Source organism: Streptomyces zhaozhouensis (assembly GCF_900230195.1).
In the GTDB taxonomy this organism is placed as follows: Bacteria; Actinomycetota; Actinomycetes; order Streptomycetales; family Streptomycetaceae; genus Streptomyces; species Streptomyces zhaozhouensis.
Window position 1 is genome coordinate 432,618 of record NZ_OCNE01000003.1, and the last position, 19,749, is coordinate 452,366.

Annotated in this window: 18 protein-coding genes; 4 read left to right on the top strand and 14 right to left on the bottom strand. The window is 74.2% G+C overall.

Annotated elements, in window-relative coordinates; all coding sequences use genetic code 11:
- Nucleotides 1-291 precede the first annotated feature (291 nt).
- Nucleotides 292-732, top strand: coding sequence for a cell division protein SepF (locus CRP51_RS07795; protein ID WP_097230272.1), 441 nt, complete (start codon nt 292-294; stop codon nt 730-732).
- Nucleotides 733-794: 62 nt separating this feature from the next.
- On the opposite strand, the gene CRP51_RS07800 is transcribed toward CRP51_RS07795, so the two are convergent.
- Entirely contained in the window at nt 795-1,991 is a 1,197-nt protein-coding gene (locus tag CRP51_RS07800; RefSeq protein ID WP_097230273.1) for an acyl-CoA dehydrogenase family protein, read from the bottom strand.
- Between the two features lie 115 nt (nt 1,992-2,106).
- Nucleotides 2,107-3,666, bottom strand: a complete 1,560-nt coding sequence (locus CRP51_RS07805) for an MFS transporter (RefSeq protein ID WP_097230274.1) — start codon at nt 3,664-3,666, stop codon at nt 2,107-2,109.
- 350 nt (nt 3,667-4,016) lie between these two features.
- Between CRP51_RS07805 and CRP51_RS07810 the strand changes: the two genes are divergently transcribed.
- Complete coding sequence (locus tag CRP51_RS07810; protein ID WP_245880432.1) at nt 4,017-4,973, top strand: phosphatase PAP2 family protein; 957 nt, start codon at nt 4,017-4,019, stop codon at nt 4,971-4,973.
- Nucleotides 4,974-5,024: 51 nt separating this feature from the next.
- On the opposite strand, the gene CRP51_RS07815 is transcribed toward CRP51_RS07810, so the two are convergent.
- Nucleotides 5,025-5,240, bottom strand: a complete 216-nt coding sequence (locus CRP51_RS07815) for a hypothetical protein (RefSeq protein WP_097230276.1) — start codon at nt 5,238-5,240, stop codon at nt 5,025-5,027.
- A gap of 451 nt (nt 5,241-5,691) precedes the next feature.
- Here CRP51_RS07815 and CRP51_RS07820 point away from each other — a divergent pair, with 451 nt between their 5' ends.
- Both CRP51_RS07820 and CRP51_RS07825 read left to right on the top strand, forming a co-directional pair.
- Nucleotides 5,692-6,498, top strand: a complete 807-nt coding sequence (locus tag CRP51_RS07820) for a DUF8842 C-terminal domain-containing protein (protein WP_170970461.1) — start codon at nt 5,692-5,694, stop codon at nt 6,496-6,498.
- A 157-nt stretch (nt 6,499-6,655) separates the two neighbouring features.
- On the top strand, nt 6,656-6,970 hold the full coding sequence (locus tag CRP51_RS07825) for a hypothetical protein (protein ID WP_245880443.1): 315 nt from the start codon (nt 6,656-6,658) through the stop codon (nt 6,968-6,970).
- Between the two features lie 24 nt (nt 6,971-6,994).
- On the opposite strand, the gene der is transcribed toward CRP51_RS07825, so the two are convergent.
- From der to CRP51_RS07880, 11 genes are all read right to left on the bottom strand, one after another.
- Nucleotides 6,995-8,485, bottom strand: coding sequence for a ribosome biogenesis GTPase Der (der, locus tag CRP51_RS07830; RefSeq protein ID WP_097230278.1), 1,491 nt, complete (start codon nt 8,483-8,485; stop codon nt 6,995-6,997).
- Between the two features lie 67 nt (nt 8,486-8,552).
- Nucleotides 8,553-9,197 (bottom strand): lysophospholipid acyltransferase family protein, encoded by a 645-nt coding sequence (locus CRP51_RS07835; RefSeq protein WP_097230279.1) that lies wholly within the window; start codon nt 9,195-9,197, stop codon nt 8,553-8,555.
- 2 nt (nt 9,198-9,199) lie between these two features.
- Nucleotides 9,200-9,913, bottom strand: coding sequence for a (d)CMP kinase (gene cmk, locus CRP51_RS07840; RefSeq protein WP_097230280.1), 714 nt, complete (start codon nt 9,911-9,913; stop codon nt 9,200-9,202).
- A gap of 177 nt (nt 9,914-10,090) precedes the next feature.
- Nucleotides 10,091-11,176, bottom strand: coding sequence for a prephenate dehydrogenase (locus CRP51_RS07845; protein ID WP_097230281.1), 1,086 nt, complete (start codon nt 11,174-11,176; stop codon nt 10,091-10,093).
- Nucleotides 11,177-11,255: 79 nt separating this feature from the next.
- Complete coding sequence (locus CRP51_RS07850) at nt 11,256-12,446, bottom strand: pseudouridine synthase (RefSeq protein ID WP_097230282.1); 1,191 nt, start codon at nt 12,444-12,446, stop codon at nt 11,256-11,258.
- Nucleotides 12,446-13,123 carry an SMC-Scp complex subunit ScpB gene (gene scpB, locus CRP51_RS07855; RefSeq protein ID WP_097230283.1) on the bottom strand — a complete coding sequence of 226 codons (678 nt, stop codon included), beginning with the start codon at nt 13,121-13,123 and terminating at the stop codon, nt 12,446-12,448. The genes CRP51_RS07850 and scpB overlap by 1 nt, the downstream gene beginning before the upstream one ends.
- Entirely contained in the window at nt 13,120-14,259 is a 1,140-nt protein-coding gene (locus tag CRP51_RS07860) for a segregation and condensation protein A (protein ID WP_099459292.1), read from the bottom strand. Before CRP51_RS07860 ends, scpB begins: the two co-directional genes overlap by 4 nt.
- A gap of 49 nt (nt 14,260-14,308) precedes the next feature.
- On the bottom strand, nt 14,309-14,902 hold the full coding sequence (locus tag CRP51_RS07865; protein WP_097230284.1) for a prolipoprotein diacylglyceryl transferase: 594 nt from the start codon (nt 14,900-14,902) through the stop codon (nt 14,309-14,311).
- A complete protein-coding gene (locus tag CRP51_RS07870) occupies nt 14,887-15,921 on the bottom strand; it encodes a ParA family protein (protein ID WP_097230285.1) in 1,035 nt (344 codons plus the stop codon). The genes CRP51_RS07865 and CRP51_RS07870 overlap by 16 nt, the downstream gene beginning before the upstream one ends.
- 487 nt (nt 15,922-16,408) lie before the next feature.
- Nucleotides 16,409-17,521, bottom strand: coding sequence for an alanine dehydrogenase (gene ald / locus CRP51_RS07875; RefSeq protein ID WP_097230339.1), 1,113 nt, complete (start codon nt 17,519-17,521; stop codon nt 16,409-16,411).
- A gap of 81 nt (nt 17,522-17,602) precedes the next feature.
- Entirely contained in the window at nt 17,603-19,714 is a 2,112-nt protein-coding gene (locus tag CRP51_RS07880) for a tetratricopeptide repeat protein (protein WP_439333129.1), read from the bottom strand.
- Nucleotides 19,715-19,749: the final 35 nt, after the last annotated feature.

Sequence of the window (19,749 nt, forward strand, 5' to 3'; positions counted from 1 at the left end):
AAGGTCATGACCCTGACAAGCGCTGGGTGAATCTTCTTCACAGGAACCGCCGTTGTCGAGAACACCTTTCGGCCACGCCGTCCGGTACCCTCACCCGTTTGGCGGGCCGAACGGAACTCACTCCCCGTCAGCATCCGCACACGACAGATTCGCTGATGGGACGGTACGCCGAATGCACCAGAACCGTCACGAAACTCATAACAGCCAGGTATCCACATGGCACCACAAGCGCATCATGGACGACCATAGACGGGCGGACGGGTAGAGGCCGCGTCAGGAGAGGAGGCGACCATGGGATCGGTACGGAAGGCCAGCGCCTGGCTGGGCCTCGTCGACGACAGCGAGATGCGCTACTACGACGACGAGTACGCCGAGGGCCCGGAGCCCGGGGACAGCCAGGCCCCCTGGACCACCGACCCGAGGCTGCGGGTCGCGGCCGAGGCGGCCGAGGAGGAGGGCAGCCGGATCGCGATGGTCACCCCGGAGAACTTCAGGGACGCCCGCCGCATCGGCGAGCTGTTCCGCGACGGCGTGCCCGTGGTGATCAACCTGACTCTCCTGGAGACCGCCGACGCCAAGCGCGTGGTCGACTTCGCGGCCGGGCTCAACTTCGGTCTGCGCGGGGACATCAAGCGGGTCGCCCACCGCGTCTTCCTGCTCACCCCCGCGACCTACCAGGTGGTCGCCGAGACGCCCCGGCACGACGACGACGGCTTCTTCAACCAGAGCTGACGGCGGAGGAGGGGCGCCGCCCGGCAGGCGGCGCCCCTCCGGCGGGACGTCCGGCGGCGCCCTCAGCCCCGGAAGGCGTCCAGCCCGGTCAGCGCCTTGCCGAGCACCAGCTGGTGCATCTCGCTGGTGCCCTCGTAGGTGAGCACCGACTCCAGGTTCGCCATGTGCCGCATCACGGGGTACGCGTACGAGATCCCGTTGGCGCCCAGGATCGTCCTGGCCGTCCGGCAGATCGTCAGCGCCTCCCGCACGTTGTTCAGCTTGCCGAAGCTCACCTGCTCGGGCAGCAGCGTCCCGGCGTCCATCCGCCGCCCCAGGTGGAGCGCGAGCAGCAGCCCCTTGTGCAGTTCGAGCGCCATGTCGGCGAGCTTCGCCTGGGTCAGCTGGAAGCCTCCCAGCGGCCTGCCGAACTGCTCCCGCGTGGTGGCGTACTCCAGCGCCGCCGCCAGGCAGCTGCGGGCCGCGCCCAGCGCCCCCCAGACGATGCCGTAACGGGCGTGCGCCAGACAGCTCAACGGCCCGCGCAGCCCGCGCGCGCCCGGCAGCACCGCGTCGGCCGGCAGCCGCACCCCGTCCAGCGTCAGCTCGCTGGTGACGGAGGCGCGCAGGGACCCCTTGTGGGGGATGTCCCGCGCCGCGAACCCCGGGATCCCCGCCTCCACCACGAAGCCCCGCACGCCGTCCTCGGTCCTGGCCCACACGACGGCGGCGTCGGCCAGCGAACCGTTGGTGATCCACATCTTGCGGCCCGTCAACACCCAGCCGTCGCCGTCCCGTTCGGCACGGGTGCGCATCCCCGCCGGGTCGGAGCCGTGGTCCGGTTCGGTCAGCGCGAAGCAGCCGATCCGCTCGCCCGCCGCCATGCCGGGCAGCCACCGTTCCCGCTGCTCCTCCGAGCCGAAGCGGTGGATCGCGTACATCGCGAGCGAGCCCTGCACCGAGACCAGCGAACGGATACCGGAGTCCGCCGCCTCCAGCTCCAGGCAGACCAGGCCGTACTGGACGGCCGACGCCCCGGCGCAGCCGTAGCCCCGCAGCGACATGCCCAGCGCGCCCAGTCCGCCCAGCTCACGCGCCAGCCCCCGGGGGTCGTCCACGGCGCCGCGCTCGTACCAGCCGGCGACGTGCGGCAGCACCCGCTCGGCCGCCCAACGGCGCACGGTGTCACGCACCGCGCGGTCCTCGGGCGACAACAGGTCGTCCACGCCGAGCGGGTCGGCGGGGTCGAAGACGGGGCGGCTCGCGGGGGCTTCTGGCATGACGGGCGGCCTCTCACACGGCGGGTTCTGGCGGGCGCGGCCGACGTTACCGCCGGCGCCGCCCCCCGACCCTGCCGGGGCGGTCACGGAAGTGGTCGGCGCGGCACGGCGAGGGCTACTCGCGTGACCGGTCAGCCGAGGCCAGCGGGCGGGCGGCTCCCGGGGCGGTGGCCGGGAGCCGCAGGGCCATCAGCGCGCCGAGGACCAGCAGCGCCGCGCTGGTCAGCAGCGTCATCCGCATCCCGTGCACGAACGCGTCGCGCGCCGCCGCGCGGAGCGCGTCCGCCGCGGGGCCGCCCAGCCGGTCGGCCACCGTCAGCGCCTCCCCCAGCGAGTGCGCCGCGTCCCGCGACTCCTCCCGCGGGACGCCGTCCGCGCCGCGCACCGCAGGCCCGTACAGCGCGTTCATGACGCTGCCCAGCACCGCTATCCCGACGCCGGCGCCGAACTGGTAGGCGGTCTCCCCCACCGCCGCCGCCTCCCCCGCCTGGCCGGCGGGGGCGTCGTTGAGGAGCGACTCGTACGCGCCGAAGAGCGTCGTCTCCAGGCCGAAGCCCAGCAGCACGAACCCGGCGCCCAGCAGCAGCGGCCGGTCCACGTCGTCGAGGCCGGTCAGCAGCAGTACCGCCACCACGGTCAACGCGAACCCCCCGGAGACCATCGCGCGCGGCCCCAGCCACACCAGCATCCGGGAGCCGAGCAGCCCGGCGCAGATCGCCGACAGGCTCAGCGGCAGCAGCCGCAGCCCGGTCTCCAACGGCGAGAGGCCGAGGACCAGTTGCAGGTACTGGGCCGCCACCAGGGCCAGCCCGACCAGCGCCAGCACGGTCAGCACCACGCAGCCCGCCGAGGCGCCGAACGCCGGCCTGGCGAACGCCGACAGGTCCAACAGGGGCCGCCGCGCCGCCCGTTGCCGGCGGACGAAGGTCGTCAGCAGCAGCGCCCCGACGAGCGCCGCCAGCAGCGTGCCGGGCGTGTCCAGGTCGCCGCCGCCGGTGCGCTTGAGCGCGAGGATCGCCGCGAAGAGCCCTCCGGTGGCGCAGAGCGCGCCCGTCACGTCGAAGGGGCCCTCGCCCGTGCCGCGCGACTCGGGGACCAGCACGAGCGCGACCGGCAGGCAGAGCGCCATCAGGGGCACGTTGACCAGGAAGACCGAGCCCCACCAGAAGTGTTCCAGCAGCAGCCCGCCGACCAGCGGCCCGATCGCCGCGCCCACGGCCGCGACCGCGCTCCAGATGCCGATGGCCAGGGCGCGTTCGCGGCGGTCGGGGAAGACCTGGCGCAGGATGGAGAGCGTCGCCGGCATGATCATCGCGCCGCCGGCCCCCAGCAGCGCGCGGGCCAGGATCAACGCCAGCGGCCCCGGCGCGAGCGCCGCGAGCGCCGAGGCGACGCCGAAGCAGGCGTAGCCGAGCAACAGCACCCGTCGCCGGCCGACGCGGTCGCCCAGCGTGCCGAAGAGGATCAGCAGCGAGGCGCAGACCAACGGGTAGGCGTCGACGATCCACAGCAGCTCGATGCCGCCGGGCCGCAGGTCCTCGGTGAGGGCCGGCACCGCGACATGGAGCACCGTGGCGTCGACGGCGACGAGGAAGAGACTGACGCACAGCACCACCAGAACCGTCCAGCGGTTCCGTCCGGCGGCGCCGGCCCCGGGGTGGGACGACCCGGGCATGTACGCACCTACTCCCGCGCTTCGGTGTCCCTCGCCGTCTCGGGGGAAACCTCGCGCTGCGCGGACGCGGGCGAGCGGGGAGGGCGGACGGTGAGCCACCCTACGGCAGCGCCCCCCGGCCACCGGCCGCACCCGTTCCGTTCACCGACCGCCGTTCACCGACGCACACCCCTCCGAAAAAGCAGATGAACGAGTACCGGAAAAGATGCCCGGACACTTATCCGGCGCCGCCGGAATTCGTGAAGCCCGGCCAATTGACGATTCACCCGTATCACCCGGCACATCACATAGCCATTACGAAGGCGGGCCTCGGGAGGAAGTCGCGTATCACGACCGGTAATCTTGCGAGAGTGCGCATCGACCGATTCTTCGCCCGCCTCGAACAGGAGCCACGGCCGCCCGACGTGCCGACTCCTGTGATGAGCCGCACCCGCCTGGGGCTGCTGTGGCTCACGGCGGCCATCTACGCGGCCATCGTGGCGGCGGTCTGCACCACGACCTGGCTGGTCCGCCTGGACTGGCAGGTGATGCTCTTCCGGCCGTACAAGCAGTGGCCGGAACTCCACGCGTTCCTCGACTACTTCGTCGTCCTGGGCCAGCGCGGCCCGACGGCGGTGCTGATCGCCGCGTGGCTGGGCTGGCGCTGCTGGCGCCAGCGGACGCTGCGTCCGCTGCTGGTGATGGCCTGCGCGCTGCTTCTGCTCAACCTCTCGGTCGGCGCCGCCAAGATCGGAATGGGCCGCGAGGGACCGCACTACGCGACCACCATAGGCTCCAACGAGATGTGGCTGACCGGCGATATATTTCCCTCGGGCCACACCGCCAACGCCGTCGTGACCTGGGGGATTCTGGCCTATCTGGCCACCACCCCGACCGCGCGCCGGACCCTGCTGGTGATCGCCTCCGTCTTCGCCCTCGGCGTCGGCGCCACCACGGTCTACCTGGGCACCCACTGGGTGAGCGACGTGCTCCTCGGCTGGGCCGCCGGGCTGCTGATCCTGCTGGCGCTGCCGTGGAGCGAACCGTTGATCACCCGGATCGACACCGCCGTGCTGCGCCGTTGGAACCGCGCCCAGGCGGCGCCCGACGCCTCTCCCGGCGCGGCACCGCCCGCCGGCGGCGACCACCGCCATCCGGAGCTGCCGGTCACGCCGCTGTCCGACCAGGACCCCAGGCCGCACGCCCAGCCGGCCGTCGCGGCCGGCAGGACCAGCGGCGGGCGGCTCACCACGGTGACGGTGCGCGGCACCAGCAGGCCGCACCCGGCGCATCCGGAGCAGCCGGTCGGGCCCGCCACCCGGCGCTGAGCCGGGCGGCGGGGCCGGGGAGCGTTCGGGACGGCGTTCAGCGGGGCACGTTCAGCCGCGCCAGCAGCGCTCGACCGCGCCGTCGCGGACCGCGAAGTTGAGCCGGCCCGGCATGAACTCCATGGTCACGATCGCGTCCGGCGCCAGTCGGCGCACGGTGCGCCAGCCCCGCCCCCTGGCCCGCTCCTCGGCCTGGTCGGCGGCCATGCCGAGATAGGTGTCGGGGTCGTCCTCGGGGGGCCTCGGGGGCTTCGGCAGCGACGGCATGGCCCCACCGTAGGGCCTGCCCTCGGGCCCCCGGAAGGGCGTCCCGGATCGGGGAACGGTCACGCTTGTGTCACGACCTCGTCCCCGGCCGTACTTTCGCGGAAAAGTGCGCGTTGTGTAATGACCGGCCGCCGCGAAAGGGTGGGGAGCACACCTCGGGCACGTTCTCCGGCGGTTTTTCCGGCGCGCGCGGAACGTTTCCCTCCACACCGGTCATTCACGCTTCCGGCGGCATCCGGTGAACGGCTGGTTTATGGCGGCTGTCCGGCGCGCGTCCCCCCGGCGACGTTCCGTGCGGCGACGGTTTCCCGCAGGACATCCCGCGTTCGCCCGACGTTCGTCGCGTCGGCCCGGCGACGCGGCGGCCGCAGCGTGACCCGGGCGCGTCTCCCGCCGTTGTGCACGGGGCACCCGCCGTCGACGGCGGGCCTACCCCTACCGAGGAGCGACCGTGTCCCCCTTGCTCGACGTCAGCGACGACGTACGCGCCGAGATCGGCGACGAAGAGGCCGAGCGGCTGCTCGCGGGCGAGAACGCCCCGGGCGCGTACGACTGCACCTCCTGCCGCACCCCCGGCAACACCACCCAGGAGCGCACCAGCACCGTGCTCTTCGTCGGCGGCGAGACGGCCGTGCTGGCCTTCGCGCACGCCTCCTGCATCCCGTCCCAGGTGGTCTCCGTCTCCGAGGAGCAACTGCGCGGCGCGGTGCGTTCCATCACCGGGCAGAGCCAGCAGGCCGCGGCGCCGGCCGCGACCCCGGCCGAGCCCGACCCCGCCGAGCGCGGGCAGGCGGTGCTCGGCGTCACCTGCGGCCAGATCCTGATCGAGGGCGAGCTGTTCCCGGCGATCGTGGTGGAGCCCACCACCCCGATCGTGCGCCCCGGCTCGCAGGGGCCGGGTGACGACTTCCTGCCGCTGCTGATCGAGGGCGGCTTCGTCCCGATCTCCGACGTCGGCACCGCCCCGGCGCGGCTTCCCGGCTGGTCGGTGCTGCTGGCGATGGGCAAGCTGCACGCGGTGCTCCAGAGCGACCCGGCCGGCGGGGACGCGAGCGCCTGGTGGCAGGCGCACGAGCCGCTCTCGGTCACCGACGGCTGGCGGGCCACGGCCAACCAGCGGCACACCGTCCTGGTCTACGCGGCGCCGGCCGGCACGATCGGGCAGCAGCCGAGGGAGGACCTGCTGCGGGAGGCCCTGGAGAAGGCGGCGGCCGGCGGGCTGCTGGTGGCCGCCGCGATGCCGCTCGCCGGCACCTGATCCCTCCTGGGCCCGGGGCGGGCGGCGCGGCGGTGCGGCGTCGTCCGCGCCTGAGGAGTGGTCGCTCGCGCGGTGAGCCGCGCCCCGTTCGGGCGTCCGGGTGGGTGCAGCGCTGGCCAGGGCCGCATCCGGCGCGGGATCCGGTCGTTGGTTGGACGTGCACCCTTACGAACCCCGGCGGCCCTCCGCCTCGCTCCGTCCCGCGTCCGGCGCCATCCCGGGGATGCGCTCCCCCTACGAACGCGCCGGCGGCTCGCAGACGCCGATCTACGACTCGCTCTGCGCCGAGTACCGGCGGCTCTTCCGGACGCTGCCGGGCGACCGCAGCGGCGAGGAGGAGCTGCGTTTCGTCGGCTTCAACACGATCAGGGGCGTGGGCGTGGGGAGTTGGCGCCATCTGGAGTACCGGCCGGGGGGCCAGGCCCGCGCGGAGCTGCCCCCCGGCCGTCCGGAGGCGGCCGGGGAGCGCTGACCGGGGCGCCCCGGCCCCCGGCCGTCACTTCTTCCGGGAACGCTTCTCCCGCACCCGTACCGACAGCTGGATCGGGGTGCCCTCGAAGCCGAACTCCTCGCGCAGCCGCCGCTCGACGAAGCGGCGGTAGCTGGCCTCCAGGAAGCCGGAGGCGAAGAGCACGAACCGCGGCGGGCGGGTGCCGGCCTGGGTGCCGAAGAGGATCCTCGGCTGCTTGCCACCCCGCACCGGGTGCGGGTGGGAGGCGACCAGCTCGCCGAGGAACCCGTTGAGCCGGCCGGTCGGCACCCGCGACTCCCAGCTCTCCAGCGCGGTCTCCATCGCCGGCACCAGCTTCTCCAGGTGCCGCCCGGTGCGGGCCGAGATGTTGACGCGGGGCGCCCAGCGCACCCGCACCAGCTCCTGCTCGATCTCCCGCTCCAGGTAGTAGCGGCGTTCCTCGTCGAGGGTGTCCCACTTGTTGTAGGCGATGACCAGCGCCCGGCCCGCCTCGACGGCCATGGTGATGATCCGGGTGTCCTGCACGCTGATCGGCTCGGTGACGTCGATCAGCACGACGGCCGCCTCCGCCTTCTCCAGCGCGGCGGCGGTGCGCAGCGAGGCGTAGTAGTCGGCCCCGCCCTGGAGGTGGACCTTGCGCCGGATGCCGGCGGTGTCGACGAACCGCCAGGTCTTGTCGGCCAGTTCGACCAGCTCGTCGACGGGGTCCCTGGTGGTGCCCGCGGTGGCGTCGACCACCACGCGGTCCTCGTTGGCGACCTTGTTGAGCAGCGAGGACTTGCCGACGTTGGGCCGTCCGATGAGTGCGATCCGGCGCGGGCCGCCCACGATGTCGCCGAAGGTCTGCGCCGGCGCCTCCGGGAGCGCCTCCAGCACCGCGTCGAGCATGTCGCCGGTGCCGCGGCCGTGCAGCGCCGAGACCGGGTGGGGCTCCCCCACGCCGAGCGACCACAGGTAGGCGGCGTCGGCCTCCATGTTGGGGCCGTCGACCTTGTTGGCGCAGAGCACCACCGGCTTGCCGGCCTTGCGCAGCAGCTTGACCACGGCGCTGTCGGTGTCGGTGACGCCGACCGTGGCGTCCACGACCAGCACCACGGCGTCCGCGGTCTCGATGGCGAACTCGGCCTGGGCGGCGACCGACGCCTGGATGCCCAGCACGTCCTGTTCCCAGCCGCCGGTGTCCACCACCTTGAACCGGCGGCCCGCCCACTCGGCCTCGTAGGTCACGCGGTCCCTGGTGACGCCGGGGCGGTCCTCCACGACGGCCTCGCGGCGGCCGAGGATGCGGTTGACCAACGTCGACTTGCCGACGTTGGGCCGGCCGACGACGGCCAGCACCGGCAGCGGTCCCGAGGTCGCGGCCGCCAGCTCGCCCTCGATCTCGTCGGCCTCGAACCCCTCCTCCTGGGCGATCCGCAGGAACTCGTCGTACTCGCCGGCGTCGAGCGCGCCCTGACCGGCCAGCTGCCCTTCGTGCGGCCCGGGCTCGGCGCCCTGGGAGTTCTGGTCGTTCATGGCGTCGCGTCTACCTCGTCCGTCGTGTCGTTCCGTCGTGGATGGTGGGTGGGCCGGTGACCCGGCGCTAGTGGCCCGTGGCCAGCCTGGCGTCCCGCAGATGGGCGGCCAGCCTGACCCTGATCTCGTCGCTCGCCCTGTCCAACGCCGCCCGGCCGCGTCGGCTTCCCGCGCCCCCGCCCACGGTGAACGGTGCGCCGAGCACCACGTCCACCCGGCCGCGCAGCGGCGGCAGGGAGCGCACCAGCCGCCCCGGGCGGTCGCTGCCGAGGACGGCGACCGGCTGTATCGGGGCGCCGGAGCGGAGCGCGAAGTACGCCAGCCCGGCGCGGACGGAGGCGAAGTCGCCGTCCCCCCGGGTGCCCTCGGGAAAGATGCCGAGCACCCCGCCCCGCTCCAGCACCCCGCCGGCGGCGCGGACCGCGGCCAGGTCGGCCGCCGCGCGGTCGACGCCGATCTGGCCGATGCCGCGCAGGAACGCGCCGAGCGGGCCGACGAACGCCTCCCGCTTGACCAGGAAGCTCACCGGCCGGGGCGCGGCGCCGAAGAGCACCGGACCGTCGACGTTGTGGGTGTGGTTGACCGCGAGGATCAGCGGGCCGGCCGGTGGCGTCCGCCACGCCCCCAGCACCCGGGGGCGCCACACCGTGTGGACCACCCCGCGCGCCAGCCGGTGGCCGGCCACGGCGCCCCGGGCGCCGGGTGGGGTCATCGTTACCGCCGCCCCCGCTCCTCGATGAGGGTGACCACGCACTCGATGACCTGTTCCAGAGTCAGCTCGCTGGTGTCCACCTCGGTGGCGTCCCCCGCCTTCGCCAGCGGCGAGGTCTTGCGGCCCGAGTCGGCCGCGTCCCGGCGCAGCAGCGCCGCCTGGGTGGCGGCGACGTCGGTACCGCCGGCCGCCGGGGTGCCGGCCCTGCCGGACACCTCGGCGCTGCGGCGGGCGGCCCGCACCTCGGGCGAGGCGGTCAGGAAGATCTTGACGTCGGCGTCGGGCAGCACGGTGGTGCCGATGTCGCGGCCCTCGACGACGATGCCGCCGTCCGCCTGGGCGGCGATGGAACGCTGCAACTCGGTGATCAGCGTCCGCACCTCGGGCACCGCGCTGACGGCGCTGACGGCGCCGGTGACCCGCTCGCCCCGGATCGGGGCGGCGACGTCGGTGCCGTCGACGGTGATGGTGGGCGCCAGCGGGTCGGTGCCGGAGACGATGCTGGGCTTGCCGGCGGCCGCCGCCACGGCCCGGGGGTCGTCGATGTCGACGCCGGCGTGCAGCATCCACCAGGTGATCGCGCGGTACTGGGCCCCGGTGTCCAGGTAACGCATCCCCATCCGCGCGGCCACCGCCTTGGAGGTGCTCGACTTGCCGGTGCCGGAGGGGCCATCGATGGCGACGACGACGGGAGTTGCAGCCACGGAAGTGGACACCTTTCGCAGTTCGGGACGAGAACGGGCGCCGGTCCCCTCGACGGGCCCTGGCTCCCGGCGGGCGCACGGGCGGCCCGGCGCGGTGGGGCGGGGCGACCCACCGGGCAAGGGTACCGGCACCGCACGGGCCGCCCGCCGGCCGCCCGCCGGCGTCCGCGGCGGGGGCGCGGAAGGCCGCTACCGCCGCAGGGACCAGCCGCGCTCCCGCAGGGCCGCCGCCAGGGGCGGGGCGGCCGACGGCTCGACCATCAGCTGCACCAGCCCGGACTGCTGGCCGGTGGCGTGCTCGATCCGCACGTCTTCGATGTTGACGCCGGCCCGGCCGGCGTCGGCGAAGATCGCCGCCAGCTCGCCCGGACGGTCGCTGATCAGCACCGCGACCGTCTCATAACTGGCCGGCGCCGCCCCGTGCTTGCCCGGCACCCGCTCCCGGCCCGCGTTGCCCCGGCGCAGCACCGCCTCGATGCCCTCGGCGCCCTCGGCGCGCTTGGCCTCGTCGGCGGACGTCAGGGCGCGCAGCGCGCTGACCGTCCGCTCCAGGTCGCCCGCCACCTCGGCGAGCACGTCGGCGACCGGGCCCGGGTTGGCCGCCAGGATCTCGATCCACATCCGGGGGTCGGAGGCGGCGATCCTGGTGACGTCCCTGATGCCCTGGCCGCACAGCCGCACCGCCGACTCCTCCGCGGACTCCAGCCGGGCGGCGACCAGGCTGGAGACCAGCTGCGGGGTGTGGGAGACCAGCGCGACGGCCCGGTCGTGGGCCGCCGCCTCCATCATCACGGGCACCGCGCGGCAGAGTGACGCCAGCTCCAGGACCAGGTTGACCACCTCGGTCCTGGTACGCGACGTCGGGGTCAGCACCCAGGGCCGGCCCTCGAAGAGGTCGGCCGAGGCGGCCAGCGGCCCGGAGCGCTCGCGCCCCGCCATCGGGTGGGTGCCCAGGTAGCTCGTCGGGTCCCCGCCGAGCGCGGCCAACTCGCCGGCCGGCCCTGCCTTGACGCTGCCCACGTCCACGTAGGCGTGGGCGGCGTCCCGCCGTTGCAGCTCCGCGACGGTGGCGGCGATCCGGGTCGGCGGCACCGCGACCACGGCCAGCTCCACCGGCCCCTCGGGCGGCTCCTCGCTGCCGGCGCCCAGGGCGGCGGCGGTGCGGCGGCGGTCGTGGTCGTGGTCGTCGAGGTGGACGCGGACGCCCCTCGCGGAGAGCGCCAGGGCGACGGAGGTCCCGATCAGACCGCAGCCGATGACGAGAGCGGTGCGCATCCCCTCAGGGTAGTCGCCGCTCCCGACACGTTCCGAACGTCTTCGACAGGTCAGCGCCCGTGCGGGCGGGGCCGGGCCGTCAGAGGCCGACCTCGCGCAGCAGCCGGCCGACCTCCGTGTTGGTCATCCGGCGCAGCCAGCCGGACTTCTGGTCGCCCAGCACGATCGGGCCGAACCCGGTGCGCACCAGCCGGTCGACCGGGAAGCCGACCTCGGCCAGCATCCGGCGCACGATGTGCTTGCGGCCCTCGTGCAGCACGACCTCCACGAGGTAGTTCTTCCCGGTGTTCTCCACCACCCGGAAGCTGTCGGCCCGCACATGGCCGTCCTCCAGCCGCACGCCCTCCTTCAGCCGCTTGCCCAGGTCGCGCGGGATGGGGCCCTGGATCGCCGCCAGATAGGTCTTGGTCACGCCGTAGCGGGGGTGGGTCAGCCGGTGGGCCAGCTCGCCGTGGTTGGTGAGCAGCAGCAGGCCCTCGGTCTCGGTGTCCAGCCGGCCGACGTGGAAGAGGCGGGTCTCGCGGTTCTGCACGTAGTCGCCGAGGCACTGGCGGCCCTCGGGGTCCTCCATGGCGGAGACCACGCCGGCCGGCTTGTTCAGCGCGAAATACAGGTGCGACTGGCTGGCCACGGTCAGCCCGTCGACCTTGATCTCGTCCTGGTCGGGGTTGACGCGGCGGCCCTGGGAGGTCACGATCCGGCCGTTCACCTCGACCCGGGACTGGTCGATCAGCTCCTCGCAGGCCCGGCGGGAGCCGAGGCCGGCGCGGGCGAGCACCTTCTGGAGGCGTTCGCCCTCGGGCTCGTCGAACGTCTTGGGCAGCTTCGAGGCCGTCGACTTGTTGGCGTGCCGCTCCCGGTTGCGGTCCTCGATCTGCGCCTCGTACTCGCGCGACCTGGCCGGCGGCGCGGGACGCCGGCGGCCGGGGCCGCCGCCCTTGCCCTTGCCTCCAGGGCCGCCCTTGCCTCCGAAGCCGCCCTTGCCCCCGGGGCCGCCCTGGCCGGCCCGGCCCTGGCCTCCGCCGCGGCCCCGGCCGCCCGGCGCGTTCCTGTCGTCGCCGCGTCCGCCCTGGTCGTAGCGGCGTTCCTCGGGGCGCGGGGGGCGGCCGGACCGCTGCCCGCGGTCGTCGCGGTTGTTGCCCGCGCCGCGGTTGTCCCGGCTGGAGCTCCGGTTCGTGTTCCGGCTCGTGCTCCGGTTGGCGTCGCGGTTGTTCCGGCCGCTGTTGCCGCCGGAGCCCCGGTTGTCGTTGTTCCTGCCGCTGCTTCGCATCAATGATCCGTTGGGGAGTCGCCGTCGTCTGCATCTACGTCGAACGACGGCACCCCCTCCTGGCTCTCGCCCTCGACCTGATCCGCCTCGGGGAGGAAGGGCGCCAGCTCCGGAAGCTCGTCCAGGCCGCGCAGCCCCATCCGCTCCAGGAAGTAGTGCGTCGTCACATACAGGATCGCACCTGTTTCGGGTTCGGTGCCCGCCTCGGCCAGCAGCCCGCGCTGGAGCAGCGTCCGCATCACGCCGTCGCAGTTCACGCCGCGGATCGCGGAGACGCGGGAACGGCTCACCGGCTGGCGGTAGGCGACCACGGCCAGCGTCTCCAGCGCCGCCTGCGTCAACCGGGCGTGCTGCCCGTCCAGCACGAAGCCGTCCACGACGGACGCGTAGACCGGCCTGGTGTAGTAGCGCCAGCCTCCGGCGACCAGCCGCAGCTCGAAGCCCCGGCCGTCCCTGGTGTACTCGTCGGCCAGTTCGCGCAGCGCGTCGGCGACCGCGCGACGCGGGTGCCCCAGCACCCTGGCCAGGTGCTCCTCGGTCGCCGGCTCGTCGACGACCATCAGCACCGCCTCCAGCGCCGGCCGCAGCGCGACGGGCGACTCCTCGGGCGCGTTCTCCGGGTCCCGCCGCGGGTTCCGCTCCGGGTCCCGGTGCGCGGGGGCCTCGGGGGTGGTCATGCCGTTCCGCCTTCCCTGTCGTCGGCCTCGGTGCCGTCCTCGTCGCGCGCGCCGCGCCTGCCCGTGTCCCCCGCCGCCTGGTCGAACTCGTCGCTGACCAGCGTCCGCCCCGGCTCGGCGCCGCTCCAGCGGACCAGCAACGAGCCGAGCGCCTCCGGCTGTTCGAGCGCGACCGCGCGTTCCCGGTACAGCTCCAGCAGCGCGAGGAACCGGGCCACCACGGTCAACGTGTCCGGGGCGTCGTCGGTCAGCTCGGCGAACGTGAGCGCGCCGGCCTCGCGCAGCCGGCCGACCACCACCTCGGCCTGCTCGCGGACGCTGACCAGCGGGGCGTGGATGTGCTCGACGTAGACGGCGGGTCTTGGCCGGGGCTGCATGGCCTTGACCGCGAGCCGCGCGAAGCCCTCGGGTCCGATCCTGATCACCACGTCCGGCAGCAGCTCCGCGTGGTGCGGTTCCAGGCCGACGGTCCTGGGGTGGCGCAGCGCCTCGTCGGCGAGGCGGTCGGCGAAGATCTCGGCGACCCGCTTGAACGCGCGGTACTGGAGCAGCCGCGCGAAGAGCAGGTCCCTCGCCTCCAGCAGCGCCAGGTCGGCCTCGTCCTCCACCTCGGCGGTGGGCAGCAGCCTGGCGGCCTTGAGGTCGAGCAGGGTGGCGGCGACGACCAGGAACTCGGTGGTCTGGTCGAGGTCGCCGTCCGGCCCCATGGCCCGCAGATGGGCGAGGAAGTCGTCGGTGACCCGCGAGAGCGCGACCTCGGTGACGTCCAGCCGGTGCCGGGAGATCAGTTGGAGCAGCAGGTCGAAGGGGCCCTCGAAGTTCTCCAGTACGACGCGGAACTTCCCGTCGTCGGGCGCCTCCTCGCCGCCGGCGCCGTCCTGGTCCTCGGCGGCCGGTGGTGCATCCTCCGGCGCGGGCCCCGGGGTTGGCGTCCCGTCCTCGTCGGGCGCCGGGCCGGCCTCCCCCGGCGGCGGAGCGTCCACGGGGGTGGCGGCCCGCTCGGGCTCCCCGAGTCCCTGCGGGGGCACGGGCGAAGGGGCCGCCGGGGTCTGTTCGGCGGCCCGTTCCGGAGGCGTCGCCTCGGGGCCGGTGGGGCCCCGGCCCAGGGGGCGGCGGCGGTGGGCGGGCGGGGTCATCGCCGGGCACGTTACTCCGCGCCGCACTCGGGCAGCGCGCGCCGCGCGGTCAGCGACCGCGCAGGCGCCGCACCAAGATGCTGGCGTCGCCCCGGGATTCGAGGTCGGCGAGGACGACGGCGACCGCCTCGCGCACGATGCGGCCCCGGTCGACGGCGAGCCCGTGCTCACCGCGCAGCACCAACCGCGCGTGCTCCAGGTCCATCAGCTCCTCCGCCGAGACATAGACGGTGATCTTCTCGTCGTGCCGCTCCCGGCCGCTCGGCCGCCGCGCGACGCGTCCCTTGCGCGGCGGCCCCGCGGGGGCGCCGCCCCGGCCGGGGGCCGCGGGCTGGCCGCCGGCGGGGGGAACGGTGGGCCGGCCGGAGCCGTCCCGCTTCGCCTGAGCGGGCAGCCGCTCCTCCCGACCGCCGCGCTCACGCGCCGACTTGGGCCTGGGCTCGCGGCGCGCGCGCCCCTCGCCCGCGCCCTCGTCGGGCGCCCCGGAGCCGGCCGGCTCGCCCGACTGGTCGGCGGACGGGGCCTGGGAGGGCTCCGCCGCCGCGTTCTCCTGTGCGGTCGAGGGGCTCGACGGCTGGACGGCCGCCCCACCCGTGCTGCGGAACAGTTCGTCGGCCGCCGGAAGGCTCACTCGGCGTGGCACCGGGCGAGCACCTCCCTGGCGAGCTGTCGGTAGGCCGCCGCGCCCACCGAGTTGGAGGCGTACGTGGTGATCGGCTCGCCCGCGACGGTGGTCTCGGGGAACCGGACGGTGCGGCCGATGACCGTGTGGTACACGTTGTCGTCGAACGCCTCGACGACCCGGGCGAGCACCTCTCGGCTGTGCACCGTGCGCGAGTCGTACATGGTGGCGAGGATGCCGTCCAGCCGCAGCTCGGGGTTGAGCCGCTCCTGGACCTTCTCGATCGTCTCGGTGAGCAGCGCCACGCCGCGCAGCGCGAAGAACTCGCACTCCAGCGGCACGATCACCTTGTGCGCCGCGGTGAGGGCGTTCACGGTGAGCAGGCCGAGCGAGGGCTGGCAGTCGATGATGATGAAGTCGTAGTCGCTGAGCAGCGGTTGGAGCGCACGCTGGAGCGTGGACTCCCGCGCCACCTCGCTGACCAGCTGCACCTCGGCCGCCGAGAGGTCGATGTTGCTCGGCAGCAGGTCCATGCCGGCGACCGCCGTCTTGAGCAGCACCTCGTCGGGGGCCATGCCCCGCTCCATCAGCAGGTTGTAGACGGTGAGGTCCAGCTCCATCGGGTTGACGCCGAGGCCGACGGAGAGCGCGCCCTGCGGGTCGAAGTCCACCAGCAGGACCCGGCGTCCGTACTCGGCCAGCGCCGCGCCCAGGTTGATGGCCGACGTGGTCTTGCCCACGCCGCCCTTCTGGTTGCACATGGCGATGACCTTCGCCGGTCCGCGCTCGCTGAGCGGTCCGGGGATGGGGAAGTACGGCAGGGGCCGGCCGGTGGGGCCGATCCGCTCCCGGCGCTGCCGGGCCGCGTCCGGGGCGATGGTCGCCGCGTATTCGGGATCCGGCTCGTATTCGGCGTCCGGGTCGTAGAACTGGCCGTCGGGGATGTCTTCGTAGTCGGGATAACGGTCGGACTCGCCGGCCGTACGGTTCGCTGTGACGGCACTGGTCTCGTGGCCGTCCGTGCTCTGATGCGCTGTCATGCTCGGTTGGCTCTGGTGGGTTGCGAAGGGATGAACAGCGACGGAGCCGTTGCCCGTCGAATCCGAGGCGCTCTGACGCCGCTCCGGGACCTGTGCTCCCCTGGGAGTAATTATCGACTCATTCACAAGTCGTCTTACCTCCTTGGGGACCAGGGAACTTCTAGACAGAGTCAGCGTTGCACCATGCCGACGTTTGGCGACTCTATGGCGTGTCGGCGGTCCTCAGCAACACAATCCACCGGACCGGCACGGATGTGTCGGCCATCGAACAATCACTTGTCAAGGCCCCATGCTTCGCGAGCCGGGGCATCTCACCCCCGTTCGGGCCGCTAAACCACGACGTGAGCGCGGAGTTGGGGACAGATCGGGCGGCACCGACAAGCGCCCGAGTGGCTGAATCGACACGGTCATCGAACGCGTCGGTGTGACATTCCCGATGTTGACGCGGGGAGTTGACCCGGGGGCGGGGCCCCGGGTCACGGGCGACTCAGGCAAGCACCTCGGAGGGCGCGGTGAAGGCCAGTTGGTGAGCCTCGGCGACCGGTCGGTGGGCCACCAGCCCCTCGTGCGTGTGGAGCCCGGCGGCCAGCCCCGGATCGGAGCGCAGCGCGGAACGCCAGCCGGCGGAGGCCAGTTGGACGACATACGGCAGCGTCGCGTTGGTCAGCGCGTGCGTCGAGGTACTGGGCACGGCGCCGGGCATGTTGGCCACGCAGTAGAAGAGCGAGTCGTGCACGGCGAACGTCGGCTCGGCGTGGGTGGTGGGGCGGGAGTCGGCGAAGCAGCCGCCCTGGTCGATCGCGATGTCGACAAGGACACTTCCCGGGCGCATCCGGGAGACCAGCTCCCCGCTGACCAGCCGGGGCGCGCGGGCGCCCGGCACCAGCACCGCACCGATCACCAGGTCGGCGGTGAGCACCTCGCGCTCCAGCGACAGGGCGGTGGAGGCGACGGTGCGCACCCGGGCGCCGTAAGCGCGGTCCATGGCCCGCAGTTTGTCGGTGTCCTTGTCCAGGACGGTGACCTGGAAGCCGAGCCCGACCGCGATCTGCGTCGCGTTCCACCCGGAGACGCCGGCGCCGATGACCACCGCGTGGCCGGCCGGGCTGCCGGGGACGCCGCCGGGCAGGACGCCCCGCCCGCCGGCCGGACGCATCAGGTGGTAGGCGCCGACCTGCGGCGCGAGCCGGCCGGCCACCTCGGACATCGGGGCGAGCAGCGGCAACGCGCCCCTCGCCTCGACGGTCTCGTAGGCGATCGCGGTGGTGCCGGCGGCCAGCAGCGCCTCGGTGCACTCGCGGGAGGCGGCGAGATGGAGATAGGTGAAGAGCGTCAGGTCCTTGCGCAGCCGGTGGTACTCCTCGGCGACCGGCTCCTTGACCTTCAACAGCAGGTCGGCCTCGGCCCAGACCTGGTCCGCCTCGGGCAGCACGGTGGCGCCGGCCGCGAGGTACTCCTCGTCGGGGATGGCGGAGCCGAGACCGGCACCGCCCTCAAGAAAGACCTGGTGGCCGCCGCTGACGAGCTCGTGCACTCCGGCCGGGGTGATGGCCACGCGGAACTCGTTGTTCTTGACCTCGCGGGGGATGCCAACCTTCATGTCGATCACGGTCCTTGTGTCGCGAAGGGGTGCTTTCGCCATTCTAAGCAAGGAAAGACTGTCGCACCGCCTTGCTTTCAGTCAATCACGGCGACGCTTCGGCTGCGTTTCACAAGTGTTTCCCTCTGCAGAGCCAGAGGAATCCCCCTCCGCCCCGGGCGCGGGACGCGGTTCCTCGGGAGCGGCGAGGATCTGCTCGGCGACCGCGCGGTGCACGGCGGCGGTGTCGGTGCGCCCGAGACGGTCGGCGGTGTCCGCCAGGCGCATCCGCAGCGCGGCCTGCAACCGCTGGTCGCCGGTGCCGGCCGCCAGCCGCAGCGCCTCGCGCCCGGTGCGTTCCGACTCCTCGTACTGCCCGGCGTACTCCATCACCCGGGCCGCCTCGGTCAGCGAGCGCGCGTACGCGTGGGCGTCCCCGCGTCTGCGGTGCGCCGAGGCCGCCGCCCGCCAGGCGCGCAGCGCCTCCTCCAACTGCCCGTCGTAGGAGAGCACCGCGCCGATCCTGCCCTGGAGCCGCGCCTCGGCCCCCAGGTCGTCACGGGTCTGGGCCAGCGCGACAGCCCGCCCGTACCAGTCGGCGGCGCGCTGCCAGTCGTTCAACTCCGCGTAGGTGCCCCCGATGGACTCCAGCGTCCGGCCGACCGCCAGCGGGTCGGCCGCGTCGCCCTCGCCGCGCGCCACCTCCAGCGCGGCCCGGTAGCGGGTCAGCGCCCCGGCGAGCCGGCCGGTGCGCACGTCCAGGTCGCCCAGGTTCAGCAGCGCGGCGGCCTGCTCCCTGGTCAGGCCCTGCCGTTCGGCGACGCCCAGCACCAGCTCGTGCAGCCGGTACAGCTCGGGGGCCGCCTCGTCGGGACCCCGGTGGGCGATCAGGGCCCGGGTCAGCGCCGCCACCAACCGCCGGGCCAACGTGTCCAACTCGCCGTCGTCGACGGCCGACCGGGCGGCGGCCAGCAGCGCGGGCAGCCGGGCGTCCAGCCAGCGGGCGGCGGGCTTCGGGCCGTCGAAGCGCAGCGCCCTGGGCAGCTCGCCCAGCCATCTGGCGGCCGGCGAACCCGCCGGCTCCGTGGTGGCCAGGCAGGCGCGCAGCTGACGCACGGTGCGCTCCAGCATCCTGGCGCGCGCCAGCAGCACCTCGCCCGGCCGCTCCTCCGCCTCCAGCAGCCCGGACAGCAGCGGCGCCAGGCAGCCGGGCACCCGGTAGGCGGGGCCCACGCCTGGCGGGCCCGGATCGGCCGCGTGCAGCAGCCCGAAGGCGACGAAGTCGTCGAGCAGCGTGCGGGCCACCCCGATCGGCGCCCCCGCCAGCGCGGCGGCGATGTGGTCGTCGGCCAGCCCGCCGGGCGCCAGCGCCAGCAGCCGCAGCAGCCGCGCCGCCTGCGCCGGCAGCGCCGCGTGCACCAGGCCGAAGGCCCGGCGCAGCGGCAGCTCGGCCGGGTCGGGGGCGGCCTCGCCCTCGGGCGAGGGCAGCCGATCGGCGCCGGCGGCGAAGCCGCGCACCGCGTCGACCAGCGTGTGGTCGGGGTGGAGCGCGAGCCAGCCGGCGGTGAGCCGCAACGCGGCCGGCAGGTCGCCGCAGATCTCGGCGAGATGGTCGGCGGCCCCCGGGTCGACGGTGATCCGCACCGGGCCGGCGCCGCGTTCCAGCAGCCGGATCGCGTTGGGCCGGTCCAGGCCGCCCAGCACGCAGGGCCGCACGTCGGGGATCTTCGTCAGCGGCCCGCCGGCGACGGCCACCACCACACAGGCCCGGTGCTCGGGCACCAGCTCGGCGAGCTGCTCGGCGCCGGCGACGTCGTCCAGCAGCAGCACGGCCGACCTGGTGTCCAGGGTCTCGCGCAGCAGATCGGCCAGGTCCTCGTCGCCGCCGCCCGCCGGCGCCGCGACACCGAGCTGCGCCAGCAGCTCGCGCGCCGCGCGCTCCACGGTGACGGGCGTGCCCCCCGGCTCGGTCAGCCGGGCGGTCAGCAGCCCGTCGGGGTAGTCGCCCGAGGCGGCGAGTTCGGCGGCGAACGCCTCGGCCAACGCCGTCCTGCCGGTGCCCGGCCGGCCGGCCACCAGCAGCACCCGGCCCCGGGGGGCCGGGCGGCCCGCCAGGGTGTCGAGGCCCGCGCGCTCGACCTCGCCGCGCAGGCCCGCCAGCTCGCGGCCGCGTCCGAGGAAACCCCCGCCGTCGGTGACCGTCTGTTCCGTCACGTCCGTCACGGGGTGAGCGTATGCCAAGGCCACCG